We start from the raw sequence: 25,379 nt of genomic DNA on the forward strand, positions 1-25,379 counted from the left end.
TGATAATATCAAGGGTTTTGAGGAACGCCTCCCCAAAATGTTCGAATGAGTAGCTATCAAAAAGGGTGTAAAAAGCATCGTGATTAAAAGAAATACTTTTAAACGGCTAAGCCAAAACTTGTTATTGAAACGTTATAATGTAAATGATAGATACAAAGTTTTTATTCATTATGTTTGATGCTAAAGAATGAGGGGAAATTATGAAGGTAGGATTTTTATTAATGGGTACGTGTTTATCTCTATCGCTGCTTCAAGGATGCAGCCAGGAAGCAGAAAAAGAGTCGCTTCCTATAGAGAAAAAAGAAGTAGTGGAAGTGTCAAAAAAGGCACTGGAAGAAACGGTAGAACCGATTGATTTAAGTGCGTTTGAACGCAAGCCTGTGCAATGGGGCGAACAGGTGGATGGGGTAAAGACGAGAATGAAAACGAATGAGAAGAAGATCGCACTTACCTTTGATGCATGTGGTGGAGCTCATGGCAGCGGGTATGATGAAGCGTTGATCTCCTTTTTACAAGCAGAACAGATCCCAGCTACGTTGTTTTTAAATGAACGATGGATTCATGCGAATGAGGCACTTTTTTTAGAATTAGCGGCTGATCCTTTGTTTCAAATTGAAAATCATGGAACTGAACATGCTCCGTTGTCTGTGGCAGGCGGCGAAGCGTGGGGAATTGAAGCAACAGCTTCTCCTCAAGAGGTCTACGATGAAATCATGAAGAATCATGAGACGGTGAAAGCATTGACAGGCAAGGAGATGACGATGTTTCGGTCAGGAACCGCCTATTACGATGAGGTAGCTGTTCAATTAGCTGAGGAACTCGGATATCAAGTAGTCAATTATGATGTGCTTGGTGATGCCGGAGCGACGTTTTCTAGCGAGCAAGTGAAACAAGCATTAGTAAGTGCGAAGGAAGGAGCAATTGCTCTTTTACATATGAATCAGCCACAAAGCGGAACGGCTGAGGGCGTCAAGCAAGCGGTTCCCCTGTTGCAGGAACAAGGTTTTAAATTTGTATTACTGAAGAATGAACGATTAGAATAAAAGGATAAGCCTCTAGTTTTTTTCAAAAAAATAGTTGAAGAAGTCACTTATTTTTATAATAATTATGGGTGCAGACTTAATGCAGAAAGAGAGTGTTCATTATGGGCCGTAAATGGAACAATATTAAGGAGAAAAAAGCGTCAAAAGATGCGAATACTAGTCGGATCTATGCAAAGTTTGGACGGGAAATCTATGTAGCAGCCAAACAAGGTGAGCCGGATCCAGAATCCAATCGGGCTTTAAAAGTGGTACTCGAGCGCGCCAAAACATACAGTGTGCCGAGAGCAATCATTGACCGTGCGATTGAAAAGGCGAAAGGCGGGTCAGAAGAGAACTTTGATGAGCTTCGTTATGAAGGCTTCGGACCAAACGGGTCAATGGTCATTGTTGATGCACTAACCAATAACGTAAACCGCACGGCATCTGAAGTTCGTGCTGCTTTTGGTAAAAACGGTGGAAACATGGGAGTGAGCGGCTCCGTTGCTTATATGTTTGACGCAACAGCTGTTATCGGTGTAGAAGGAAAAACAGCAGATGAAGTGCTTGAACTATTAATGGAAGCTGATGTTGATGCACGCGATATTTTAGAGGAAGAGGAATCGGTGATCGTTTACGCTGAACCAGATCAATTCCATGCGGTGCAAGAAGCATTCAAACAGGCGGGCATCACTGAATTTACAGTGGCTGAACTAACAATGCTTGCACAAAATGACATTCAGCTACCCGAAGAGGCTCAAGCGCAATTTGAAAAAATGATCGACGTATTAGAAGATTTAGAAGATGTTCAACAAGTGTACCACAATGTGGATTTAGGTGAATAAGATATGCAAGCAGACCAATGTTTTATTAACAGCGGTCTGCTTTTTTTGTGAGGGCACTTTAGTGGGACAGGGAAGGAATTTCAAGAGTAAGACCGAATGCTAAAGGGAGTATGGGAGGGAGAAAGAAAATGCAAGGACAAGATTTGAAAAGTATGTGAGCTGTAATGAAAAAAGCTTTGAAGAGATTTTATTTCTACTATGCAATAAATTACATTAATTTCCTTTTGTATATTTAGAAACTTCTTGTTTATCCGATATAAAGAACATACATCAAGAAATGACAGCAGATAGAAAGGTGGAAAGGAGGAATGCGATGTTGTCAAAATAAAGATATTTTTGACAGCAGTGATGATCGATATGAGAATTAATCATAATGTAATGGCGATGCATTCTTATCGGATGTTTAACAAGGCGTTAGCTGCACAAGGTCGGACGATGGAGAGATTGTCCTCGGGATTGCGGATTAACCGAGCAGCCGATGATCCGGCAGGGCTGGCCATCTCTGAAAAAATGCGAGCGCAAATTCGTGGGCTCAATCAAGCCTCACGTAATGCACAAGATGCGATTTCTTTAATCCAAACGGCAGAAGGTGGACTTAATGAAACGCATGACATTCTTCAGCGGATGCGCGAGCTTGCTGTACAAGCAGCCAATGATACACTTAGTGAGGCAGATCGATTAGCGATTCAGGATGAAATAGATGAGCTCACGAAAGAAATCACAAGAATTGGCGGCGATACAGAATTCAATACAATGAAATTGCTGGATGGTTCGAAAAATGAATTTACCATTCAAGTTGGTGCTAATGCCGGACAAACGATCACACTTGAAATGTCCGATATGCGAGCGGCAGCCCTCGGTTTAACTGGTTCAGGCAAGGGTTATACAGCAAACGGTACGCTTGATATGTCATCGAATGAATCGGCCTCATCTGCTATTTCTATTATTGATGAAGCGACCAAGAGTGTATCATCGCAGCGTTCGAAGCTCGGTGCTTATACGAGACGTCTTGAACACACGATCAATAACTTAGAAAACACAGTTGAGAATTTAACCGCGGCTGAATCGCGGATTCGGGACGCCGACATAGCTAAGGAAATGATGGAATACGCGAAGCAATCTGTGCTAGCACAAGTGGCCATGGCGATGATGGCCCAAGCCAACCAGCAGCCAAGCTTAATCTTGCAATTGTTGAGAGGCAGTTAAATAACCAATGAAAAGAGACAGTCTTCATACGCTGTCTCTTTTTTAATCGACAAAATTAGGGGCGTGACAGGCACCTGTCGAACAACTTCATTCAAAAATGTAACATCGCATTCATCTTCCGTTCATTTTCATTTCTTATAATATTAGTAGAAAATAATTGTAGGAGAGGATTTTCGTGAACGGAAAAAATTTAGTGTTAATACGGTTTTCGGCTATCTTTGCGGTGATCGGAGCAATGTTAGGAGCGCATATGGCTGGTTCGGGATCGTATGCTTTTCGTCCGATCCATGCTCATATACTCGTTGTCGGTTGGTTAACGTTATTTGCTTGGGGCGTTTATTACCAAGTGTTTGAAATTAAAACAAAAAAATTAGCTGTATGGCATACATGGACGGCTATTATTGGATCTACTGGTTTAACAATAGGGATGTGGATGACGTTCCTTCAACCGTTTAATATTTCTAAAGGAATTTCTTTAGTGTTTTATATCGGCGGAGGGGTTACGTTATTAGTAAGCTTCATTCTGTTTGTTATTACAACATTCTTTATTGAAAAAAAATAAATTTTGGACCGCTTGCTGTTACAGCATCAGCGGTTTTTTTGTTCCTGTATCGATAGAAAAATGACAACTAGATAAACAATTTAACCCCGTTTGAAACATTCAAACGGGGTTTTTTTAAGATTAAAACTATGAAGTTGTTTTTACGTACTCCAATGGTACAGGATGCCGCCAACGATTCATAATAAATACCATCAAAATAGAAGGTTAGTTCTTATTTGAACATTTATCTTTTCTTCTCTATTATAAGAACTGCCAATGCTTTTACAAAAAGATAATGATTAGAAATGATATAAAAAATAGTAAACTATGTTTGAGTTGAAATAATGCAGGGGGGGAGCGGTATGGAATCCATTAGGAATCGTAAAGGGGCTACTAAAGCTGCGAATATTCCAGAAGAGGTACTTAGTTTACTTAACCTAGGCGAAATTGAAAGTGTTAATTTGACTGAATGGTTAGCGGTGGATCAAAAGATCTTGCTGAAAAATGTGTTGCCTACGGTTGGAGGGCAGGAGTATTTGAATGATCTTGTATTAAAGTTAGAAGCGGCAAGCATGACGCGTGGCATGAAAGCGATCCGTACACTCGGAGAAAATTTGCACGAAATCCTCGTGAAGGTGGATGAGGAGACAGCTGATCAAATCTTTTCCTTGCTTGCCAACCATCCTTCAGACAGTGTTCGCTGTTGGGCGGCCTTTATAGTTGGTTCAACTACGGATATTGGCATTGACCAGTTACTAATTAAGATCAGAAAATTTGCTGCTGATCATCATTTTGGTGTGAGAGAGATTGCTTGGATGGCTGTTAGGGAAGCACTTGCAAAGGACCTCATGACTAGCATTGAGCTATTGAAAGAATGGGCGAAGGACTCTGATGAGAATATTCGACGATTTGCTGTTGAATCTATCCGGCCTCGTGGTGTTTGGTGCAAACATATTGAAAGATTAAAGAACGAACCGCAAATCGCTCTCCCGGTTTTAGAACAAGTGAAATCTGATGAGGCTAAATATGTGCAAGATTCGATTGGAAACTGGTTAAACGATGCAAGTAAGACACAGCCGGAATGGGTGATCTCTATTTGCGAGGAGTGGGAGAAAATATCCGATACGAAAGAAACAAAGCGAATTGTGAAAAAAGCGAAGAGAACCATTACAAAAAATCAATAAGGGAGTGCTGTAGGTGTCAAATTCGCATGCAAAAGAAGAGTGGAAAAGTTGGATCAAAGCTTTGTTAATAGCGGTTGGGTTAGGTATGGTAATCAAGACGTTTATGTTTGCTCCATATTTGGTTAAGGGAGCGTCGATGGAACCAACTTTACATAACAGTGAAAAAGTCTTTGTAAATAAGTTAAAGTCTGCAGATGACTTGAAGCGAGGAGACATTATCATTGCTGAAGGAGAAGACAAAGAGAACCATTATGTCAAGCGAATCATTGGCTTACCTGGAGATCAGGTGGAAATGGTTGATGATCAATTATTTATCAATGGAAAGTTACAAGAGGAACCTTATCTAGCAGAAAATCGCCAAATCGCGAAGCAAGGTGGAATGCTCAGATTAACGGGAGACTTTGGGCCAGTTGCTGTTCCAGAAAATGAATACTTTGTTATGGGAGATAATCGTTTGTACAGCATGGATAGTCGCAATGGGTTAGGATTGATCCAAGAAGAAAACATTGTGGGGAAAGGTGAATTTGTTTTTTATCCTGTTTCACATTTTAGGGATGTAAAATAAGAAAGAAGGATATTGCTCATCTGAGTGATATCCTTCTTTTTTAAATGCATAGATGATGTGATGATCAGTCGGCTATTTGTTGCTTTCGGTCGGGAAAGGGTGCCAATCAGTCGCAATTTGCCACTTTTCAGTCGGAATAAGGTGATATTTAGTCGCACGCCCATTTTTCTTTATGGACTTCGGATAAAAATAACCATTTTTCAAATACTAACAGCAATCATCTTTGCTATTGGAGTGAAAAAATTGTCTCAAAAAAATAGGACTCACCTATATTTGCTATTCATAGTTACCGTCGTTTTTATCTGGTCCTTAATCAAACCAGCCAGTTACTCATCATGGGCGTTAGAAGTAGTTCCTGCACTAATTGGACTGATCATTGTCATTGCCATATATAACCGTTTTCGCTTTACTACACTTTCTTATACGATCATGGCCATATTAGCCATTTTGATGTTTATTGGAGGTCATTATACCTACTCTAAAGTTCCTCTCTTTGATTGGATCAAAGATTATTTCGATTTAAAACGAAACCATTATGACCGTTTGGGCCATTTGTTAAAAGGGTTAGCCGCCATTGTGGTTAGAGAAATCATTTTGCGAAAAACACCACTAACTGTAGGGGGATGGCTATTTTCCATTGTGACAAGCATTATGCTCGCTATTTCTGCATTGTATGAAATTATTGAATGGTTAGCGTTTAAAATATCGAAAGGTGGAAAGGTAACACAGGGATTTTTAGGGATGCAAGGAGATGAGTGGGATGCTCAATGGGATATGTCCTTAACATTGATGGGGTCGATCCTTGCGCTACTTCTCCTTTCGAGGGTACATGACCGGTTGTTAAAGGAAATCAAGAAATAAGCTTCAAACCAATCGCTGCTCCAAGCACCATACTAATAAAAAGAAGTCGCTGCCAATTCTTTGGTTCATTATATAGAAGCATTCCTAAAATGGCACCGCCAGAAGCCCCGATTCCTGTCCAAATCGCATAGGCTGTTCCCATCGGCAACGATTTCATGGCTACAGCCAGGAGGAGGAAACTAGCACTAAAACTAACCGTCATATATATAAAGGATGTCCAATTTTTATCTTGATGAAATTTATTAATCATCGCAACTCCAAGCATTTCAAAAATACCTGCTAAAATGAGAGATGCCCAAGCCATTACGAGTCAGCTCCTTCCACATGGTCACTTTTTGTGACTAACTTTAATCCAATTACACCGATTAACAATACAAGAATAAGCAAAAGTTTCGCTATTTTCACCGGTTCTCCGAAAAATAAAATTTCCGATAAAACGGTTCCGGCTGTCCCTAACCCTACAAAAACGGCGTAGACCGTTCCTACAGGTAACTTTTTCCCAGCCATGATCATCATATAAAAGCTGATGAGGATAGAGGCCACAGTGCCAGCCCAAGTCCAAAATGAATCGGCATGCTTTAATCCAATCACCCAGAACACTTCAAAAAAAGCGGCTATAAATACTTTCATCCAGTCTTTATTCATTTCATATTCCTCCCTTATGTAAGTAAAAAAGCCTGAGAGATTATCGAACATCTCCCAGGCTTTTATCCTTCCGTGACACAGCCAAGCGCCGTGAGCTTTCTCTCGGACCAGACCAGCTTATTATCTGCGGAACCCTAGAAAGCATATTTCACAAACAGGTTTCATCGTTTGCGCTTTATTCATATTTTATCCCGCATTAACGGGCTGTAAGACTCCCAACTCAACAAGGCAGAAGAAGCGTAGGCAGGTAGGTGGGGGATCAACAGCCCGTAAACGCCCGATCCGTTCAACTAACAATCAGTGGGGGATGAAGAAAACCCCCACTGATTGAAGTTTCACTTTATAAAAATCGCTAATTATATAATGATTTCTTTCCATTATGCTGTCAAGTCATATACATATTTATTCGACAAAAACTGGGGAGTGACAGGCACTTTGACAAATTTGATGAAAATGATTATCATTTTTAATAGATGTTAGATTAAACCAATTTGAAAGTAAGATAGATAATAAGAGGGTTTAGATATGATAGGGAGGTTATTAGGGTGTCTATTGCTAAAACGATTCGAGAAAGAAGGTCTATTAAAACGGGATATAAGAGTGAGGCTGTCTCTAAAGAGGTAGTAGTGGAGTTGCTAAATGATGCGGTGTGGGCACCGAATCATGGTTTGAGAGAGCCATGGCGGTTTATTTTTGTGCCGACGGAAAATAAAGAAACGTTCATTGAGCAGTTAATTCTCACATATCCAAAAGATATTCGCGAAAATAGAAGAAATTATTTTAGTCAGCCAGCAGCATTTCTAATGGTTGTTATGAAAGAAGATCCAAGGCAAAAGCAATGGGAAGAGGATTTCGCCGCGACGAGTGCTTTAATTCAAAATTTCCAGTTGCTCGCTTGGGAACGTGGCTTAGGTGTGGTGTGGAAAACGAATCCGCATAACTGGGAACCGAAAGCAAGACAATTAATGAATGTGCAGCCGGGGGAAAAAATTGTAGGATTTTTACATTTAGGATATTTTGATCCTAACGAGGTTCCTGATGGAAGACCGCGTACACCAGTAGAGGAAAAGCTCACGATTATGTGAGTGCTGAAAATTCATATCGAAATACTGAAAGTGAAAAGGTTAAAGACCATTTGAAAGATCCTGAGAGATTGTTTATCCTCAGGATCTTTTTAGTTATGAATCTTACCGCTTTGATATTTAGATCTAATCCAAATTCTTTAGTAAAGTATTTTCCCATTTTATTTTTAATAAAGGTGTTTTGGGATGGGCAAAAAACATTGCAGTATAAGGGAAATGATACTGATCATATTTGAACTCTATATCGGAGTTGTAGAAATAGCTGCCTACAATCAATGCGTTCATATATTCGGTCCATCCCGAATAGGACTGTTGTAAAAGCTGAGCTGCTTTTATCATATAATCCTGTGCTTCTTGCTTTGTTAAATAGCCAACTCTTCTGCCAACACGACATAAATAAATAACTGACCCCCAGTAAAAGGCGGAAATACCTGATGCAGGTATAGCATGTAATCCTTGGTTTGCTATGAATAATTCAGCGTATTTTGAGCCGTCCTTATGCCAAGATTGAATGTATTGATTTCGGGCTGTTTCTGAAAGAGCTGATAATTGATAGCGAATTTGATTAAATTGTTGATGATTGTTAGCTTCTAATAACCAATGAATGGTATCCTTCAGCTCTGTAGCATCGTTAATATTCTGGTCATCTTTCAGTGCCTTCATGAGCTCTCTGTTACCAATTAGCCGATCTCGAATGAAGGTGAATTTATAGTCAACAAAATAATACGTCATCAAGGGATTGGCACCAAAAGGTAATGATAATAACTGTAAGTAAAGTTCAAACTGTTTCCGGTGTTTATCTTTAGATGCACCATGTATGTCAGATACCCCGTAAAATAGATTATGGTATTTAAAAAGTTGGTAGCATCTCCATATGTCCCAAATGAGGGGGATGAACATGAGAGCTATATATTTAAATGGCAGTGGGGTAAAAGGAGCTATAATAAAAAATCCTATATAACCCCTAATACGCCTTAAAAATATTGAGTGGACAATTAGTTTCTTCCCTGACTGTATGCTCTCTTGTTCTTCAGCCGCTATCTCAGATGAGAATGTTCCCGAAGACGGGTTCACACTTTGAGAAAGACGAGAATAAATTTCTAGGTGACCAGGAGATATTTTTCGACACTTATCAGCCCAATTATAGGCTTGTTCATCCTCACCCATTTCGAGATAGCATTTCACGATTAACAGCATGGCATCCGCATGCTTAGGGTGATGGGAAAGTAACTGCTTACAATCATTAATTGCTTTGGAAAATTGACTATTGTCGTATCGAATCCGGGCTCTATACATTAGACCATCAGGATCATCGGGACAAATAGAGAGTACATCGTTGAATGATTGCAGAGCGTGCTTTGTATGCCCTATACGCATGTAATAAATTCCTTGCATATGTAATAGATCTGGGTCTTTAGAATATAACTGATATGCTTCTTTCAGCAGATCTTCGGTTGCCTCTAGATCATTGTCCATAAGAGCTAGCTGTACTTCTTCTCGCAATTGTAAGAACAACTCGTAATCTAAGTCATCAATTTCCCTAAAAAACTGGTAGCGCATTTCTCGAGCACCATTGATATGTTGAAGCAAAAGCTGAATGGTTTCTTCACTATGTTCTTCGATTAGTTCTTCTTCCTGTTCACGCCAGTGAAACATCTGGTCGAAAAGCTCCCAGATAGGGCGAGGCAAGTAATAATGATCCTCCAAAAATAAAATCAATCGATTTTGCAATGTACTGGTATGTTGAACATCCCAAACAACATCGGAATTTAAGAGCTTTTCCCAGTTTTTAAGTTCGATTCGAGCGAAAAAGTCATCATATAGCGCTGCGATTTCCTCCATAAACATGCTCACTGGATGTTCCAAAGTAGTGGCAGAGTCCAACTCATCTGTAACATCCAGCCAAAGAGCAGGATTGGCTGTTTCTTCATACTCAATATCTTCTTGTAAGAAAGAGTCGCTAGCCATTAGCTCCGCTCTTTTTATAGCTGAATCATAGGCTTCCTGTTCCTCTATAAACGTGTTCACTGGATGTTCCAAAGAGTCCCGTTCATCTGTGACATTCAACCAATGAGTAGGATTGGAAGTTTCTTTATATTTAATATCTTCTTGTAAGGAAGAGCCGCTAGTCATTAGCTCCGCTCTTTTTGTAGTTGAATTATAGGCTTCCCGTTCCTCTATAAAGGTGTTCACTGGATGTTCCAAAGAGTCCCGTTCATCTGTGACATTCAACCAACGAGTAGGACTGGAAGTTTCTTTATATTTAATATCTTCTTGTAAGGAAGAGCCGCTAGTCATTAGCTTCGCTTTTTTTATAGCTGAATCATAAGCTTCTCGCAGGCACTGATACCCTTCAGGATCATCTTCGGGATGATGAATTTTTAATTTTTTCGCGTAAGCTTTTTTTATAATCGAAATATTATCGGTAGGCTCTATCTCTAAAGTTTCCCAGATCGTCACAGATAGTTGATCCACCTTTCCATATTTTCCAATGTTTCTTTTAACATTTCTGCGGCTTTTTTAATCTCTTTCTCGTTTTGTGTAGCTAATACACTTTCAAATTGTTGTAACATCACGGTTATTTCTGTACGTCTATCACCAGTCAACTCTTCATATAAACGCTCGCCTTTAGCTATTAGTAATCTATTCTCAATGCGATCTCGGGGATGAACCTTAATTTCCTTCAGTTCTAACAGACGCGCTTCAATTTCTTCCTTAGTGAGGCTTCCAGCATTGTTTTCAATGATGGCTCTCTTTTTCTCTCCAGTTGTTGTGCTGATCACTTCTACTTCAAGAATGCCATTAATATCGTATGTATAACGAACATCTATAGACTGTTCCCCCGCTTTAGCAGGTGGGATTTTAATTTCCAACCCACCTAATTTTACATTGTTTTCTACTCTGCGACTTTCCCCTTGATAGATGTCTATGGTGAGAAGTTTTTGTTGATCATGGGCGGTATAAAGTCGTTTCATTCGACTGACAGGAATGGGAGTGTTTCGCTCGATAATCGGGAAAAAATATCCTGATTCTATTTGATCTGTTCCGATCTCTTGGACTATTTCTGTTCCTAGAGTAAAAGGACAAACATCGGTTAATATCATTTCTTCTAATGCCTCGTTCCGTTCCTTCAAGGCGATTTGTACCGCTGCACCTAAAGCAACTACTTCATCAGGGTTAATATTAGAATACGGCAGACGGCCGAACATCTTGGCAATAACGGACTTGATTAGTGGCATTCGAGTGGCGCCGCCAATTAAAATAACAGCATCTAAATCGTCTGGTGATAAAGAAGCATCGCGAAGCGCCCGTTCAATCGGATATCGCAGGCGTAAAATTAACGGTGTGGCGAGCTTCTCGAAATCCGTTCGCGTGAGGCGAGATGTATAAGTTTCACCATTAATGGTAGCGCTCATGATTCCGAAAGGCTCACGGCCTAAGATCAGTTTGCAGCGTTCAGCCTGATGACGAATGAGGGAAAGGCTTTTAGAATCAAGCAAATCCAGCTGGAGCCGATGGAATTCAATAAAATAAGTTACAAGAAGATCAGTGAAGTCTTCACCGCCTAGATAATTGTCACCGGCGACAGATTGGACATTCATAATTCCTTCAAAAAAATCTAGTATAGACACATCAAAAGTACCGCCACCTAGATCAAATACAAGGAATTTTGTTTCTGACTTTTCCTGATGTAATCCATAAGAAAGTGCGGCGGCTGTAGGTTCGCTAATCAGCCGTTCGACCTTCAATCCGGCAATTTCAGCAGCGTGTTTTGTTGCTTTACGCTGCATATCATTGAAATAAGCTGGAACACTGATTACCGCTCCAGTGACTGTTTCACCTAAAAAGGCTTCTGCATCTAATTTCAAAGCTTTAATTACAAAGGAGGAAAGCTCTTCTGGAGAAAAAGTGTATTTTTCTAACTCATAAGTTTTATCTGACCCCATAAATCGCTTAAATGTAGCAGCAGTTGCATGAGGATGGGTAGTGAGTCGTTCTTTAGCGATATGTCCCACAAAAATTTCACCGTTTTCACCAACGCTGACAACAGATGGTGTCAGGTGTTTCCCAAGTACATTAGGGATGATTTTTGCTCCATCATCCGTCCAATAGGTTACTAGACTATTAGTTGTACCTAAATCGATTCCTATTGTTGTCATAATAGTCTCCTTCCCTCTTACTTAATAACACATTTTACCATAAAGGGTTATTAACGGAAAGGTGGTTTTTTTATTCTTGGATGATAGTTTCAAAGATATAAATAAAGCAAAAGAAGTTGCTTCCAAAAGATCAGTCTTTGTTATTGATCAACTTGCGTAAATAAACACTTATAAATTTTAGAAAATTCTGTATAATATGATTTAAACTAGTCTCTTTGGGACAAATAGGAGTGTGAGTGCGTGGGAATTCAAGCCGAAAGTGTTGCGAAGTTGGATGAACGAAAGGAAGCAGCGATCCATCCGTTCGTTTTTAGTCTATTAGTGGTGATGACGACAGCTCTAATGGGATCTTCTTTTGCCGTGGGAAAAATAGGTCTCACTTATGTGTCACCGTTGTTGCTTGTGGCGCTTCGTTTTTCAATTGCTGGCGTAGTAATGGTGGTTGTGGTCCGCGTGTTGAATCGTCCGCACCCTCAGACATCCAAACAGTGGATACAAGTGGCTGTTATCGGTTTTTTTCAAACAGCAGCGGTTATGGGCTGTATTTTTATGAGCTTGCGAACTATTACTTCGGGAGAATCGGCGATATTAACCTTTACGAACCCATTGCTTGTTGTATTGTTAGGCACAATTATTTTTAAAGTTAAGTACCGCCTGTTGCAGTGGCTTGGTGTTATCTTTGGCATCATCGGTGTGTTTATTACGATGGGAGGACAGTTAAATCTAGAGATTGGAACGATGTACGGTCTTTCTTCAGCCGTGGCCTGGGCGATTGCTACGTTATTAATTAAGGCTTGGGGATATCCATTAGATACGTGGGTGCTTACCGCTTATCAAATGCTCTTTGGCGGCATCATTTTATTGCTCACCAGTTTTCTGTTAGAAACTCCTGTTATTGATGTGAATATGACTTCTATCGCCATTGTACTCTGGTTAGCGTTTATGGCCTCCATTGTTCAATTTGCTGGCTGGTTCTATTTAATTCAAAAAGGAGACCCAGGTAAAACAAGCGCCTTTCTCTTCTTAGCCCCATTTTTCGGTGTGCTAACGGGCTGGCTGCTACTGGGGGAACAGCCGCAATGGTATATTATGCTCGGGGGAGGGTTCATTTTTATCGGGATCTTTTTAGTGAATTGGAAGGCGAGCAAAGAGTAAGAGTAAATGTGTGAACTTTTTCGGCAAGTATAAATAAAAGGACTAAAAAGCTGTAACATTGAATAAAAGCGCATGTATTGGGGTGGTTCAATCATTCCAAGCGTGTGCTTTTTGATTGTATTAGATTTTATTAAAACCAGATGAACATTTGCCTCGTCTAATCAATAGGAGGTTAGGAGGGATAACTTGGAAGAGGTATTTGCTGAGGCATTTCTAACAGAAGATCATGACTTGCTGTTTGACCAAATTATGAAGGAGTATGGGCAGGATGTATTGGAGCTTGTTTACTCTTACGTGAAAAATAAATCGGTCGCTGAGGATTTGACGCAAGAGATCTTTGTGAAATGTTACCGATCGTTAAATAGTTTTGATAGAAGGTCAAAAATGAAAACGTGGCTGTGGCGCATTGCCATTAATCATTGCAAAGATTATTTAAAAAGCTGGCATGTTCGCAAAGTACAGACCGTACATACGAATGACTTGTCTCATGCTTCAACGAAAGATGATGTGGAGAGAGAAGTCATTCAAAAAGATGAGCGCCAAATGATTATGGAGGCGACATTGAAGTTGCCCATTCAATATCGAGAATTAATTTACTTATATTATTATGAAGAGTTGACTATTAAAGAAATGAGTGAAGTGACTAACGTAAAGCAAAATACCATCAAAACGAGACTTCGACGCGCGAAAGAACTTTTAAAGGACGCATTGGGGGAGGAATAGAGCATGGAAGAGCATTTGAAAAAGTTGAAAAAATCCCAGCAACGAGAGTTATTCCATGAGTTGGAGTTCACAGAGGAGCTTCGGCAAAATATTTATCGAGCCATTAAAACAGAAAAAGATGAGGATGTTGTTATGGCAATTCTGCAATTGCTTGTGCACGAAAAAACAGGTTTCGAATTGCTTAATCATTTGCGCGGCAGAGGAATAAAAAGATTTGATCAAAATGAAGGCTTTCTTTATGCCTTTTTACATTCGCTAGAACAGAAGGGATACATCTCATCACAATGGGATAAAGAGCAAAATAAGCAATATAGCTTAAATTCAAAGGGACGGAAGCTATTACATAAAGCTGAGACGAAATCGACGCAAGGAGTGTTGAAAGGAGCGATGTTGTATGAATGAGAAAGCCCTGTTTCTTCAAGAGTTGAAAAGTCATATTCGCTCGAAGGAAGCACAACAGTATGTAGCATTAGAGATGGAACAACATATAGAAAACACGACTAAAACATTGATGAACCAAGGGATGTCGCAAGAAGGGGCAGAAAAAGAAGCTGTTAGGCAAATGGGAAGCCCCATGAGATTAGGTGTGGAGATGAATAAACTGCATAAGCCAAAGGTGGAATGGGGCTTAGTAGGATTCTTTGTGATCGCTGCTGGACTTGGGTTCCTGCCGCTTATGTTGCTTCACGATACGGGTAATTTAATGATGGATAATATAGGTGATTTAGCAATAACAAGAGCTATAGCTGTTTTGTTAGGCGTGATTTTGATGACAGCTTGTATGTTCCTTGATTATCGTAAACTACAAAAATATGGATGGTTCTTTTATGTTTTTGGAACAATCATATTATATCTTGTTTTTGCTCAAGGATGGATTCAAGGGCAGTTCGCTGCAATGAGAAATGGAGTCTGGTACTTAAATTTAGGTCCATTCTCCACAGATTCGACGATTATCCTTCCATTTTACTTTTTTGCTTGGGCTAGCTTTTTAAACCAATCGATGAAGAAGTGGAAATTAATTGTATTATTTGTTCTTCCATTGATATTGTTTTCTCAAGCTGGAAGCAATATTAATGCAATGATCTATATGATTATGGTCATCGTTATGTATGTTTGGTCGATTCGGTATAAGAGAAAGTCATTAGTTGCTTTAGGGTTTATCGTTCCATTTGTAGCGTCGGGTAGCTTATTAGCTTTTTTATCAATAATGAACGAGGAACAATTGGCAAGGTGGCAAGCCTTTTTACATCCGGAAGAATATGCTAGTTCAGGAGGCTATATTCCTTTGTTAATAAAAAAGTTTCTAATAGAGGCGAGTTGGTTTCCTCAGTCTATTCCTACGGACCATCGCTTTGTCCCAGAAGGCCACACAGACATGGTGTTAGTAACATTAATTTATGGATTAGGATGGGCTTTCTTTCTATTTCTTCTCATCGTGCTTGGTGGTTTTGCTGTTAGAATGTTATGGACTACAACAAAAATTAAAGATCCTTTTGGACAATTATTAATTATTGGCGGGGTCATGCTTTATGCGGTACCGCTTCTTTATAATATGTTAATGATCGTTGGCTGGTTGCCTGTAACTGGAGTATTCGTTCCGTTCATCAGCTACGGAACTATTGTCGTCTGGCTTTACTCGTTAGTGATTGGCATTATGTTAAGTGTATTCCGCCGAAAAAGTTTTGCCATTTGATTGAAGTTTGTTAGGTCGAAGAAAGCTTCGGTGAAGTCAAAGAACGGTTGCCAAGGTCGAAGAAAGCTTCGGTAAAGTCAAAGAACAGCTGCCAAGGTCGAAGAAACCTCCGGCAAAGTCAAAGAACAGCTGCCAAGGTCGAAGAAACCTCCGGCAAAGTCAAAGAACGTCCCCTAAAGGTTGAACAAAGTCCCCAAAAAGTCAAAGAAACCGCACAAACATCGAACAAAGCACATGAATGGAGTGTTCATGTGCTTTTTACTTTTATCGATCTATTAATCTCTCTAATCGTCCGGCCAGTTGTTTACGCCATTCTTCTGCTAGTTCCTGAACGGCTAATACTTTTTTGATGCCTTCGATATCCTTTTGGCGATGAAAATAAATTTGATTGGCAAAAAGGATGGAGACTTGTTGTGGATGAGGCTCTAGTAAGGTAATACTTGAATTTGTTTGGACCGTTCCTTCTTGTAACACACGGCATAAATAACCGGTAAAGCCTGTTTCGACAATTCTTTTAAGAAGAGGAGTTAAGTTTGTTCTCTTTGTTATAGTACTGCATGGAACACGTCCTTGTGTAATTTGAATGACGGCATCTCCTAATTGATAAATATCGCCAATATGAACATCTTGTTCTAGCATATGGGTGACAGTTAAATTTTCGCCGAATGTCGCAGTGGGGAGTGTTGTTTGAAATTCTTGTTCCCACAACTTGTAGTGCTCGTACGGATATACACAAACAGCGCGATCAGGGCCGCCGTGATGTTTTAAATCAGCGACGCCATCGCCGATAAATCCTTCTTTCGTTAAGAAAGCTTCGTTCACACTTTCTTTACAGATGCCTGTATCCATTTCTTTATCTTGGCCATACTTCATCTTTTTTGGTAGTCCTGTGGCAAAATTCACTAGTTCGATCATATGAAATAGACTCACTTTCTAATAGTTTATTTAGAAGATTAAGAAAATAATGCGTGTGCTTAGAGTGGCATTCTAAATGAGTAACACCATTTATCATATTCATGAGTTTCATAGAAACGATGAGCTGCTTCTCGGTGAAGGGCAGACTCTAATGAAACGTACTCTGCTCCTTGACTTTTCCCCCATTTATGTACAAACTCCAGCATATCAGCACCTAAACCATTGGATCGTTGGTTCTCATCAACGACTAGATCGTATAAAAAGACATGGTAGCCGTTATAAAGATTCGTTACTAATCCAACACCAGCTAATGCAAGCATATTTTCACCTTCAACCATGGCGAACATATGATAGTCTTCTTCTGCCATTTTCGGTAATAAATCAAGGTATCTTTCCATCGTCAATGCAGGCCGCAATTGCGTCATTAACGGAAAAGCTTGTTTCCATTGATGTTCGTTCGTTAATTCAATAATTTCCCTCTTCATCAAACTGCTCCTTCCCTATTTATTTTCTATTCATTATAGGGGATGTTGGCGATAATATCCATTTAGATTGGCAGGTCCAAAAAAATTTCACCCCAGAATCGGTTCTGGGGTGAAGAGGTTTGTGCTTAGTCATCACTAAACATATTAAATAATCCGCCGACTCCACCTTCTCCTTTAGAGGAGCCACCTGATTGAGGTGCGGAAGCGAAGACGCGGCTTGCTAAGCGGCTAAATGGCAACGATTGTACCCAAACGGTTCCCGGGCCTCGCAATGTGGCAAAGAATAAGCCTTCTCCACCAAATAAAGCTGTTTTAATACCTTTGACTGCTTCAATATCATAATGAACATCTTGAGTCATTGCCACTAAGCAGCCCGTATCAATTCGGATCAATTCACCAGGGGCTAGCGTTTTTTTATGTATTGTACCGCCAGCGTGAACAAAGCTCATTCCGTCCCCTTCAAGTTTTTGCATAATAAATCCTTCTCCACCGAAGAAACCAGCGCCTAGCTTTCGCTGTAATTCAATGCCAACGGAAACGCCTTTTGCTGCTGCAAGAAAGGCATCTTTTTGACAAATAATTTTTCCGCCAAGCTCGCTTAAATCCATCGGAATGATTTTTCCAGGGTAAGGAGATGCGAAAGAGACATGCTTTTTTCCGCTTCCTTCATTAGTAAATGTGGTCATGAACAAGCTTTCTCCAGTAACCACTCGTTTGCCTGCCCCTAGTAGCTTACCCATTAACCCGCTACCTTGACCAGCAGAGGAATCACCAAATACTGTTTCCATGCGGATGCTATCTTCCATCATCATTAAGCTACCAGCTTCTGCAATCACGGTTTCCTGTGGGTCAAGTTCTACCTCGACAAATTGCATATCATCGCCATAAATTTTGTAATCAATTTCGTGATTATTCATTATGCATCCTCCTTTTTGATAAAGTATACGCATATTTCGATCAAAGGTTTCATTTTTTTGCTGTTAATTCATAAGATTTGATCGCCAGATTCGAACGGAGAGTGTTTTTTTGCTCTTTATCCCCTGTACAACCGGTGAAAATCATTAACAAAATGAAAAAAACTAAACTTTTAGAGAAAAATCTCAAATCTACTCCCCCTTATTTAAGTAATGTTTGACAATTTTTATCCTTATTATTATACAATGAAACAATAAAATTGGATTTTTATGGTTCGACAAACTTCGGGGAGTGACAGGCACCCCCTGTCGAATGTTTAGAACTTGTAGAGTATTTTGTTTTAATGTTTGTATGAGAATAGTTTTATAAAAATGGATAATAAAAGAAAATAGGAGGCAGTATGTATTCAATTGGCCAGTTTTCAAAAATATGCGAAGTGCCAGTAAAGACGATTCGTTATTATAGCGATATTGATTTATTAGTACCTTCCTACATAGATCCAGAAACGAATTATCGCTATTATGACCATGATAAAATTCAAGTGATGAAAAAGATTAAGCTGTTGAAAAGCTGTCAATTCACGTTAGCGGAGATTAAAGAATTTGTGGCAGAAGCTGATCCGGTGAAGTGGAATGCTTCCATTGACTATAAAATAAAACAACTTGAGAACGAACGAGAGCATCTTTTACAAATAATTGAGGAAATGAAAGAATGGAAGAGTCAAATAAAATCGGAAGGTTCCATACTTTCAAGCCCATGTGTAACGGATTGTTACTTAGAAACGCAGCCAGAGAAAAAAGTATTTGCTATTCGTGAAAAAATAGAAAAAAAATTTATTAATCAATTGGTGAAAAAGTTATTTGATCGGATATACGCTTTTAATCTTCGAGTGGATGGTCCATTAATGGCTGTATTTCATGAAAAAAGCCTTGATCAAAAAGAAGTGGATGTGGAGCTTATGTTACCAGTAATTGCTTCCGGTCATATAGAAGGTATGAAAATTTTAGAGGAAGGTTTATTTGCTTGTTTGACTGTAAAAGGATCTTACTCAGAATTAGAAATTGGTCATCATACATTAGAAGACTGGATCATTGAACATGGGCTCACACCTTTAGGACCAAGTATAGAAATTTTTGAAGTTGGCCTTGTCCCTGCCGTTGTTCATCCAAAAGATATTAAACCAGACTTTGATCATCACCCTTCAGATTATGTTACCCGAATATGTGTTCTTGTTTGTGGAGCGTAAAAATAAAGACAATATGAGTAAACAATAAACTACCTTTAATTATAGGTTTTTTACTTACCGATAAATAAAACCCCCTGCAAACCGTTGTTTGCAGGGAGAGGATAGGAATCTGTTACGTAGAAGTTTTCAGTTTTTCTTTAAATTCAGTGATTTTCTTCTTAGTATCCGTAATCAGCGGTTTCATTTTTTGCCTATTAGGCTGGTCTTTTTTAGCCTCATTGATAAGAGGATAAAGGCTTTCTTCGATGTTTCTGTAGTCTGTAGGGTAGACTTCTTCTACTTGTTTTTCGATTGTATCCCAATTTTCCTCAAGATGCTCACCGATGGCTTGAATCTTCTCTGTGCCATTCGGTGACTGATCCACTACTGTGCCCAAGTCATTTAGAGAAGTCTGTACTTTGTCAATGCCGCTCGTTAAGTCAGGCATCTTCTTGCTCGTTTCCATTGTTTTTTTAGATGAATCATTATTGTTAGTAAAATTACACCCCGTCACCATCATCATAGCTACAAGTATGGCTGAAACATAATTGAACTTTTTCATGAGAACCTCCCTATAGAAACCTTTTGTCTGCTAGTGTTAACGGATTTCTATAGGTTTAAACAAGAGGAGGTATCGAAAAAAAATCACCCTATTTCACATAGCCTTTTTTACCAGCGCCCATTCCGAATATAAAGATAAATAGGGAAACAACTATTAGCATAAGTAAAGGAATAGTCCAACTATGCGTGATGTCGTGGAGCCAACCAAATAATACGGGTCCCGTAGCGGCTAGAAGGTATCCTAGTGACTGGGCCATACCTGATAGTTCAGCGGCTTCTTGAGTGCTTTGTGTACGAAGGCTAAAGAACATCATCGCTAAACTGAAGGCAAATCCTCCACCAATCCCGATCATGATCACCCATAAAAGAATAAGCTGAGGGCTTCCGTACAATATACCGCATAGACCGGAAATAAATAATCCAGCGGTCAAGGCAACTAATAGACGCTGACTTTGTAGACGTCCGGCCCAAATAGGGACGATAAAAGTGAAGGGCAGTAAAGCAAATTGCATAATAGAAAGCAACCAGCCAGCTTCGTTTGCCTGCAGACCTTGTTCTTTTAGGATTTCTGGCAGCCAGGCAATTACGGTGTAAAAGATTAAAGACTGAAGACCCATAAAAAAGGTGACTTGCCAAGCTAAGCGCGAGCGCCATAAATTAGTGGACTTTTCTCTTGGAGTTGTTTGGACATTCGTTCTTGCTTTTGGTCGAGGCTTCAATTGTGGAATCCAAAAGAAAACGGCTAACAAAGATAAAATTCCCCAACAACCGAGAGCACCGCGCCAGCCTAAACCTAGAAGTGAAGAGAGCGGGACACTGACACCGGTTGCTATTGCACCACATAAGTTCATGGAAACAGCATAAATACCTGTCATTACTCCAATATTTTTGGCGAAATCCCGTTTGATCAAGCTCGGTAGTAAGACGTTGGAAACGGCGATGGCTAAACCAAGTAAAATAGTTCCAATAAATAAGGGAGTGACTCCGCCAATAGAGCGTATTCCAATTCCAAAAGTTAATAATAACAAGGAAGCGAACAATGTACGCTCTAAACCGAAGCGCTGCGATAATTTCGGCGCGAACGGTGATAAGAAGGCAAAAGCAAGGAGTGGTACGGTCGTTAAGGCACCCGCTGATGTATTCGATAAATGTAAACTGTCACGAATGGAGGAGACTAGCGGGCCTACAGACGTTAAAGGGGCTCTTAGGTTTGCTCCAAGTAAAATGATGCCGATCATTAATAGCCAATCTCCTCGTTGAATGGTTGCTCTCGGTGGATCTAGTTGCTTCGTTGCTTGATGTGTATTCATGATAATTTCTCCGTATCTATTTTAAACTGGGTCATGTAATCATTAACAGCTGCCATGGCTTGTTCGCGATCCTGGTTAATAATCGCGTCCACAAGTTGGCTATGGATGTGCAGCTGAGTCTCTAAACAAGAATTGATTTCTACCAAATGATGAACAGAATCCTGAAGGGACACGGTCATATGATCGTATAAATCGATGAGCAAATGGTTATGAGTTGCTTCAGCGATGGCTTTATGCAACTGAATATCTGCTTCAGTATAAGCTTCATGATCCTTTGATTTGGCTGCTTCTTGACAGGCAGACAAATAAGTTTTCAATTGTTCCAGATCTTTTTTGCTTCGTCTGGCAGCCGCTAATTGTGCGGCTTCTCGTTCTAAAGCGTGGCGCACTTCTAATATTTCCAACAAATTAGATTGTTGGATTCTGCGATGGAGTGCCACCTCTAACACGCTAGATGAACAGACAAAGGTGCCGCTCCCTTGCCTTGTTTGCAAAAGACCCGCATGAACGAGCGATCGAATGGCTTCTCTCAATGTATTTCGACTGACAGCAAACTGCTCCATCAATTCCAGTTCTGGAGCGATGCGGTCGCCAACTTGCCATTCTCCTGATTCAATCAGGGCTTCCATTTGAGAAATGACCTGATCTACAAGTGACACACGCTTTATTTTTGATATATTCATATAGACACCTCAAATTTGTAGGATGATTGGTTCATTGGTTAATTTACTATATAAAAGTGAAAAAGTAAAATGACATGACATTTGTCATTTTTTTTCATGACATCGTCTACTTAAATAAGGAATATAATTCCTGTACGCTTAGTTTAACTCATACGGAGGTGTGCAAAGATGACTGAAGTGATTAAGGTAGAACGAGTGTCAAAACGATTTCAGGATAAAAAAGCGGTCGATGATGTGTCGTTCTCCATTCATTCAGGAGAGATTGTAGCCATTCTCGGTCCGAACGGTGCAGGAAAGACGACGACCATTTCGATGATTTTAGGGCTTTTGAATCCTTCAAGTGGAGAAGTCCAAGTGTTTAATCAGCAGCCTAAGGAAAAAAGCGTTCGCGAAAAATTGGGGACGATGCTGCAGGATGTCAGTGTGATGCACGGATTAAAAGTAAATGAATTGCTCGATTTAGTTCGTCATTATTATCCTCATCCACATTCTTTAGCAAAATTAATTGCTTTAACTGGATTAAATGAAATGGACTTAAAGACAAGAGTGGAAAAACTTTCGGGTGGTCAAAAACGGCGTCTAAGTTTTGCGTTGGCGTTAGCGGGGAATCCAGATTTGCTTATTTTAGATGAGCCTACGGTTGGTATGGATTTGAGTTCCCGTAAGCGCTTTTGGAAAACGATTCAACAGTTAGCCGAGCAGGGAAAGACGATTATTTTTTCGACTCATTACCTTCAGGAGGCAGATGATGTGGCCAGTCGAATCCTATTGTTTAAAGAAGGTTGCATTATTGCTGATGGAAAGCCCACCGACATAAAGGCTCGATTTTTAACGCGAACGGTTTCTTTTCAAGCCAATGTCACTATTTCGTTAGCACAAATGAAAGGTTGGCCTGGCGTTAAACAGGTATACACAAAAAACGATAGATTCTATATTGAAACAAATGACTCAGATGAAGTGTTAGCACGGCTGTTCGCTGAAAAAATGGGCGCTCGTGATATCCAGATTGAACAAGGAAGATTGGAAGCGGCGTTTGAGCAGTTGACGGCTAACGAAGAGGAGGCGATGTAAGATGAACGTGTTATTGATGCAATGTAAAGCGGAAATCATTCGGATTTTGCGCAATCCTTATTTCGTTTTTTGGTCATTATTAATGCCGATCTTCTTCTATATTATTTTTACAAAAGTAATGAATACGGATGTGCCAGATCCGGAGCTTTGGCAAGCGCATTATTTAATGTCGATGACCGCCTTTAGTGTGATGGGTTCTGCCATTATGACATTGGGCATTCGGATGGTTCAGGAGCGGTCGCTCGGTTGGTCTACTTATATGCGAGTGACGCCACTATCAAATACCATCTACTTCATGGCACAAATGGTTGGTCAAACCTTGATTCATTTACTTTCGATTGTTGTGATTTTTACGGCAGGTGCACTTGTTAATAATGTATCGCTCACTCCTTCTGAATGGCTGTGGAGTGGACTGTGGATTTTAGTTGGATCATTTCCGTTTTTAGCACTAGGGACTTTGTTTGGAGCAATGAAAAAAGTAGAAACAGCTGCTGGAGTGAGCAATCTTTTATATATAATTCTAGCAATGGCAGGCGGTATGTGGATGCCGATGGAGGTTATGCCGAAAATGATGCAAAACATCGGTGAGTGGCTACCTTCCTATCATTATGGAAGTGGAGCTTGGGAAATTGTTCGTGGTAAGGCGCCTAGTTGGAAAAATATTCTTATTTTATTCTCTTACTTTCTTTTGTTCATGTTAATATCTAACTATACTAGAAGCAAACAAGAAGCGGTGTGATCGATGAAATGAGTGTGAAGAACTGGCGGATCTCAATTTTCCCGAAGCGATTCGGGATTTTTCCTTATATTTTTCTGTTTTATTTACTTATGCCTGCTTATTATATAGTCAATCTAACAGGAGTTAAATGCTTGGCTAGTATAGCTTTACTTCTTTTGTTTCTCCTTACCTATCGTCAATTATATTTTTCTATAGGAAAAAAAAGCTTTTCTTATTGGCTTGCGATTCAAATGATGATTGTGCTTATTTTAAGTACTTTTATTAATATCAATATGTTATTTATGGGCTTTTTTTCAGCAAGCTTTATTGGTTGGTACGATGTTAACGAACAAGACAGGCGGAATTTTAAAATCGCCTTCTTCTTTCTTGTGTTAATTGAACTGATTCCTTTATTTAAGTGGGGGTTGTTTTCTGCTCCCACTCAATATGCTTATTTTTTTCCGTTTTTAATTATTATGTTGATGTCTCCATTTGGCATTCGTTCGATGAGTAAACAAATGAAGCTTGAAAGGCAATTGGACGAAGCGAATGAACAGATTAAAGAGTTTGTGAAGCGAGAGGAACGAATCCGGATTGCTCGCGATCTACACGATACATTAGGTCATACATTGTCGCTTATTACATTGAAAAGTCAATTAGTTGAGAGGTTAATCAAACGGGATGCAGATCAGGCGGAGATAGAAGCGAAAGAAATTGAACGAACATCACGGGCGGCTCTTAAGCAAGTGCGAGAGCTTGTGTCGAGCATGAGGGCGATCACGATCGCTGAAGAATTGGTTCATATCCAAGAGATTTTGCAGGCGGCTAATATTACTTACCACTACAAAGGGGAAACCGATCTTTCAGCTATTCCACCACTTACGCAAAACATTATTAGTATGTGTTTGCGTGAAGCGGCCACTAACGTCGTTAAACATAGCCAAGCAAAAAATTGTACGATGAACATCTTCCTGTCGAAGGCAAATATCCACGTCGAAGTGAAGGATGACGGAATTGGAATAGGGAACAAGGATGTGTATAGCAGTGGCTTAAAAGGGATTGCTGAGAGATTGGCGTTAATTGAAGGTCATTGTCACCTGTCGAATCAAAATGGGGCTTTATTAGCCATCACGATCCCGATTATTCAGAAAGAGGGGGCCTATGTATGATTCGAATATTTATGGCAGAAGATCAACGAATGTTGCTCGGTGCACTTGGCGCTTTACTTAATCTAGAAGAAGATATAGAAATCATTGGACAAGCCACCGATGGGCAAGAGGCTGTCGATTCAATTAAAAGACTGCAACCGGATGTTTGTTTGATGGATATTGAAATGCCAGTGAAGAATGGATTGGAAGTGGCCGAAGAATTAAAGGTCGTCCTACCAACTTGCAAAGTCATCATTTTAACTACCTTTGCCCGTCCAGGCTATTTTGAACGCGCTATTAAAATCGGTGTGCACGGCTATTTATTAAAAGATGGTTCGATTGAAGACTTGGCAGTAGCGATTCGCAATGTGATGAAAGGGCAGCGAGTATTCGACCCTGAATTAATGTTTGATACGATTCGTGAGGCAAATCCATTAACTACACGTGAACGAGAAATTTTAGTGTTGGCTGCTGAAGGGAAAACAACGAAAGAAATGACCAGTGAACTTTTTCTTTCTTCTGGAACTGTGCGAAATTATATGTCTGAAATTATTCAAAAGCTAGAGGTGAAAAATCGCATCGAAGCGATTAGAATAGCGAAGGAAAAAGGTTGGATTTGATGGATTCGTTTCTCCCGCATTAACGGGCTGTAAGACCCTCCACTGATCG

At 39.9% G+C, this 25,379-nt stretch carries 27 protein-coding genes and 1 riboswitch; of the genes, 17 read left to right on the top strand and 10 right to left on the bottom strand.

The features are described from left to right. Positions 1 to 200 precede the first annotated feature (200 nt). The 7 genes from WDJ61_RS01700 to WDJ61_RS01730 all read left to right on the top strand — a co-directional run bounded on the left by WDJ61_RS01700 (position 201) and on the right by WDJ61_RS01730 (position 6,221). A complete protein-coding gene (locus WDJ61_RS01700) occupies positions 201 to 1,043 on the top strand; it encodes a polysaccharide deacetylase family protein (protein ID WP_338752739.1) in 843 nt (280 codons plus the stop codon). A gap of 101 nt (positions 1,044 to 1,144) precedes the next feature. Further along, positions 1,145 to 1,864: a YebC/PmpR family DNA-binding transcriptional regulator gene (locus tag WDJ61_RS01705; protein ID WP_338752740.1), complete on the top strand. Its 720-nt coding sequence runs from the start codon at positions 1,145 to 1,147 to the stop codon at positions 1,862 to 1,864. A 357-nt stretch (positions 1,865 to 2,221) separates the two neighbouring features. Next, positions 2,222 to 3,070, top strand: a complete 849-nt coding sequence (locus WDJ61_RS01710) for a flagellin (RefSeq protein ID WP_338752741.1) — start codon at positions 2,222 to 2,224, stop codon at positions 3,068 to 3,070. Positions 3,071 to 3,245: 175 nt separating this feature from the next. Further along, positions 3,246 to 3,632, top strand: coding sequence for a hypothetical protein (locus tag WDJ61_RS01715; RefSeq protein WP_338752742.1), 387 nt, complete (start codon positions 3,246 to 3,248; stop codon positions 3,630 to 3,632). 341 nt (positions 3,633 to 3,973) lie between these two features. Next, positions 3,974 to 4,795, top strand: coding sequence for a DNA alkylation repair protein (locus WDJ61_RS01720; protein ID WP_338752743.1), 822 nt, complete (start codon positions 3,974 to 3,976; stop codon positions 4,793 to 4,795). A 13-nt stretch (positions 4,796 to 4,808) separates the two neighbouring features. Next, a complete protein-coding gene (lepB, locus tag WDJ61_RS01725; protein WP_338752744.1) occupies positions 4,809 to 5,360 on the top strand; it encodes a signal peptidase I in 552 nt (183 codons plus the stop codon). 273 nt (positions 5,361 to 5,633) lie between these two features. Beyond that, positions 5,634 to 6,221, top strand: coding sequence for a DUF2238 domain-containing protein (locus WDJ61_RS01730; RefSeq protein WP_413789041.1), 588 nt, complete (start codon positions 5,634 to 5,636; stop codon positions 6,219 to 6,221). On the opposite strand, the gene WDJ61_RS01735 is transcribed toward WDJ61_RS01730, so the two are convergent. Beyond that, on the bottom strand, positions 6,211 to 6,525 hold the full coding sequence (locus WDJ61_RS01735; RefSeq protein ID WP_338752745.1) for a multidrug efflux SMR transporter: 315 nt from the start codon (positions 6,523 to 6,525) through the stop codon (positions 6,211 to 6,213). The two genes, WDJ61_RS01730 and WDJ61_RS01735, sit on opposite strands and share 11 nt — an antisense overlap. Continuing rightward, positions 6,525 to 6,866, bottom strand: a complete 342-nt coding sequence (locus WDJ61_RS01740) for a multidrug efflux SMR transporter (protein WP_338752746.1) — start codon at positions 6,864 to 6,866, stop codon at positions 6,525 to 6,527. Before WDJ61_RS01740 ends, WDJ61_RS01735 begins: the two co-directional genes overlap by 1 nt. 49 nt (positions 6,867 to 6,915) lie before the next feature. Then, positions 6,916 to 7,015: riboswitch (guanidine-I (ykkC/yxkD leader) on the bottom strand. 396 nt (positions 7,016 to 7,411) lie between these two features. Between WDJ61_RS01740 and WDJ61_RS01745 the strand changes: the two genes are divergently transcribed. Further along, positions 7,412 to 7,951 (top strand): nitroreductase, encoded by a 540-nt coding sequence (locus WDJ61_RS01745; RefSeq protein ID WP_338752747.1) that lies wholly within the window; start codon positions 7,412 to 7,414, stop codon positions 7,949 to 7,951. Between the two features lie 123 nt (positions 7,952 to 8,074). On the opposite strand, the gene WDJ61_RS01750 is transcribed toward WDJ61_RS01745, so the two are convergent. Together WDJ61_RS01750 and WDJ61_RS01755 are read right to left on the bottom strand one after the other, a co-directional pair. Further along, positions 8,075 to 10,408, bottom strand: a complete 2,334-nt coding sequence (locus WDJ61_RS01750; RefSeq protein ID WP_338752748.1) for a DUF1266 domain-containing protein — start codon at positions 10,406 to 10,408, stop codon at positions 8,075 to 8,077. After that, the gene (locus WDJ61_RS01755) at positions 10,405 to 12,108 is read right to left on the bottom strand and encodes a molecular chaperone HscC (RefSeq protein WP_338752749.1); all 1,704 of its coding nucleotides are present in this window, start codon (positions 12,106 to 12,108) and stop codon (positions 10,405 to 10,407) included. The genes WDJ61_RS01750 and WDJ61_RS01755 overlap by 4 nt, the downstream gene beginning before the upstream one ends. Positions 12,109 to 12,402: 294 nt before the next feature. On the opposite strand from WDJ61_RS01755, the gene WDJ61_RS01760 reads away from it, so the two are divergent. The 4 genes from WDJ61_RS01760 to WDJ61_RS01775 all read left to right on the top strand — a co-directional run bounded on the left by WDJ61_RS01760 (position 12,403) and on the right by WDJ61_RS01775 (position 15,679). Then, entirely contained in the window at positions 12,403 to 13,263 is an 861-nt protein-coding gene (locus WDJ61_RS01760; protein WP_338754654.1) for a DMT family transporter, read from the top strand. A gap of 186 nt (positions 13,264 to 13,449) precedes the next feature. Continuing rightward, positions 13,450 to 13,986, top strand: a complete 537-nt coding sequence (locus WDJ61_RS01765; protein WP_338752750.1) for a sigma-70 family RNA polymerase sigma factor — start codon at positions 13,450 to 13,452, stop codon at positions 13,984 to 13,986. A gap of 3 nt (positions 13,987 to 13,989) precedes the next feature. Continuing rightward, positions 13,990 to 14,388 carry a PadR family transcriptional regulator gene (locus WDJ61_RS01770; RefSeq protein WP_338752751.1) on the top strand — a complete coding sequence of 133 codons (399 nt, stop codon included), beginning with the start codon at positions 13,990 to 13,992 and terminating at the stop codon, positions 14,386 to 14,388. Further along, positions 14,381 to 15,679, top strand: a complete 1,299-nt coding sequence (locus WDJ61_RS01775) for an FtsW/RodA/SpoVE family cell cycle protein (RefSeq protein ID WP_338752752.1) — start codon at positions 14,381 to 14,383, stop codon at positions 15,677 to 15,679. The genes WDJ61_RS01770 and WDJ61_RS01775 overlap by 8 nt, the downstream gene beginning before the upstream one ends. Positions 15,680 to 15,943: 264 nt before the next feature. Here WDJ61_RS01775 and WDJ61_RS01780 read toward each other — a convergent pair whose 3' ends face one another. The 3 genes from WDJ61_RS01780 to WDJ61_RS01790 form a co-directional block, all read right to left on the bottom strand. Further along, complete coding sequence (locus WDJ61_RS01780; RefSeq protein WP_338752753.1) at positions 15,944 to 16,594, bottom strand: MOSC domain-containing protein; 651 nt, start codon at positions 16,592 to 16,594, stop codon at positions 15,944 to 15,946. A gap of 59 nt (positions 16,595 to 16,653) precedes the next feature. Continuing rightward, on the bottom strand, positions 16,654 to 17,079 hold the full coding sequence (locus WDJ61_RS01785) for a GNAT family N-acetyltransferase (RefSeq protein WP_338752754.1): 426 nt from the start codon (positions 17,077 to 17,079) through the stop codon (positions 16,654 to 16,656). Positions 17,080 to 17,204: 125 nt separating this feature from the next. Then, positions 17,205 to 17,996, bottom strand: coding sequence for a TIGR00266 family protein (locus WDJ61_RS01790; protein WP_338752755.1), 792 nt, complete (start codon positions 17,994 to 17,996; stop codon positions 17,205 to 17,207). Between the two features lie 398 nt (positions 17,997 to 18,394). Here WDJ61_RS01790 and WDJ61_RS01795 point away from each other — a divergent pair, with 398 nt between their 5' ends. Further along, complete coding sequence (locus tag WDJ61_RS01795) at positions 18,395 to 19,240, top strand: MerR family transcriptional regulator (RefSeq protein WP_338752756.1); 846 nt, start codon at positions 18,395 to 18,397, stop codon at positions 19,238 to 19,240. A gap of 112 nt (positions 19,241 to 19,352) precedes the next feature. On the opposite strand, the gene WDJ61_RS01800 is transcribed toward WDJ61_RS01795, so the two are convergent. The 3 genes from WDJ61_RS01800 to WDJ61_RS01810 form a co-directional block, all read right to left on the bottom strand. Beyond that, positions 19,353 to 19,781: a hypothetical protein gene (locus WDJ61_RS01800; protein WP_338752757.1), complete on the bottom strand. Its 429-nt coding sequence runs from the start codon at positions 19,779 to 19,781 to the stop codon at positions 19,353 to 19,355. 88 nt (positions 19,782 to 19,869) lie between these two features. After that, the gene (locus tag WDJ61_RS01805) at positions 19,870 to 21,090 is read right to left on the bottom strand and encodes an MFS transporter (protein WP_338752758.1); all 1,221 of its coding nucleotides are present in this window, start codon (positions 21,088 to 21,090) and stop codon (positions 19,870 to 19,872) included. Then, positions 21,087 to 21,773, bottom strand: a complete 687-nt coding sequence (locus tag WDJ61_RS01810; protein WP_338752759.1) for a FadR/GntR family transcriptional regulator — start codon at positions 21,771 to 21,773, stop codon at positions 21,087 to 21,089. The genes WDJ61_RS01805 and WDJ61_RS01810 overlap by 4 nt, the downstream gene beginning before the upstream one ends. 168 nt (positions 21,774 to 21,941) lie before the next feature. Between WDJ61_RS01810 and WDJ61_RS01815 the strand changes: the two genes are divergently transcribed. From WDJ61_RS01815 to WDJ61_RS01830, 4 genes are read left to right on the top strand one after another with little or no spacing between them, the layout of a single operon-like run. Then, complete coding sequence (locus WDJ61_RS01815; RefSeq protein ID WP_338752760.1) at positions 21,942 to 22,844, top strand: ABC transporter ATP-binding protein; 903 nt, start codon at positions 21,942 to 21,944, stop codon at positions 22,842 to 22,844. Between the two features lies 1 nt (position 22,845). Continuing rightward, a complete protein-coding gene (locus WDJ61_RS01820) occupies positions 22,846 to 23,583 on the top strand; it encodes an ABC transporter permease (RefSeq protein WP_338752761.1) in 738 nt (245 codons plus the stop codon). An 8-nt stretch (positions 23,584 to 23,591) separates the two neighbouring features. Beyond that, entirely contained in the window at positions 23,592 to 24,731 is a 1,140-nt protein-coding gene (locus WDJ61_RS01825; RefSeq protein ID WP_338752762.1) for a sensor histidine kinase, read from the top strand. Continuing rightward, complete coding sequence (locus tag WDJ61_RS01830) at positions 24,728 to 25,330, top strand: response regulator transcription factor (protein WP_338752763.1); 603 nt, start codon at positions 24,728 to 24,730, stop codon at positions 25,328 to 25,330. The genes WDJ61_RS01825 and WDJ61_RS01830 overlap by 4 nt, the downstream gene beginning before the upstream one ends. The last annotated feature ends 49 nt before the right edge of the window (positions 25,331 to 25,379 follow it).

Source organism: Bacillus sp. FJAT-52991, from assembly GCF_037201805.1.
GTDB lineage: Bacteria > Bacillota > Bacilli > Bacillales > Domibacillaceae > Bacillus_CE > Bacillus_CE kandeliae.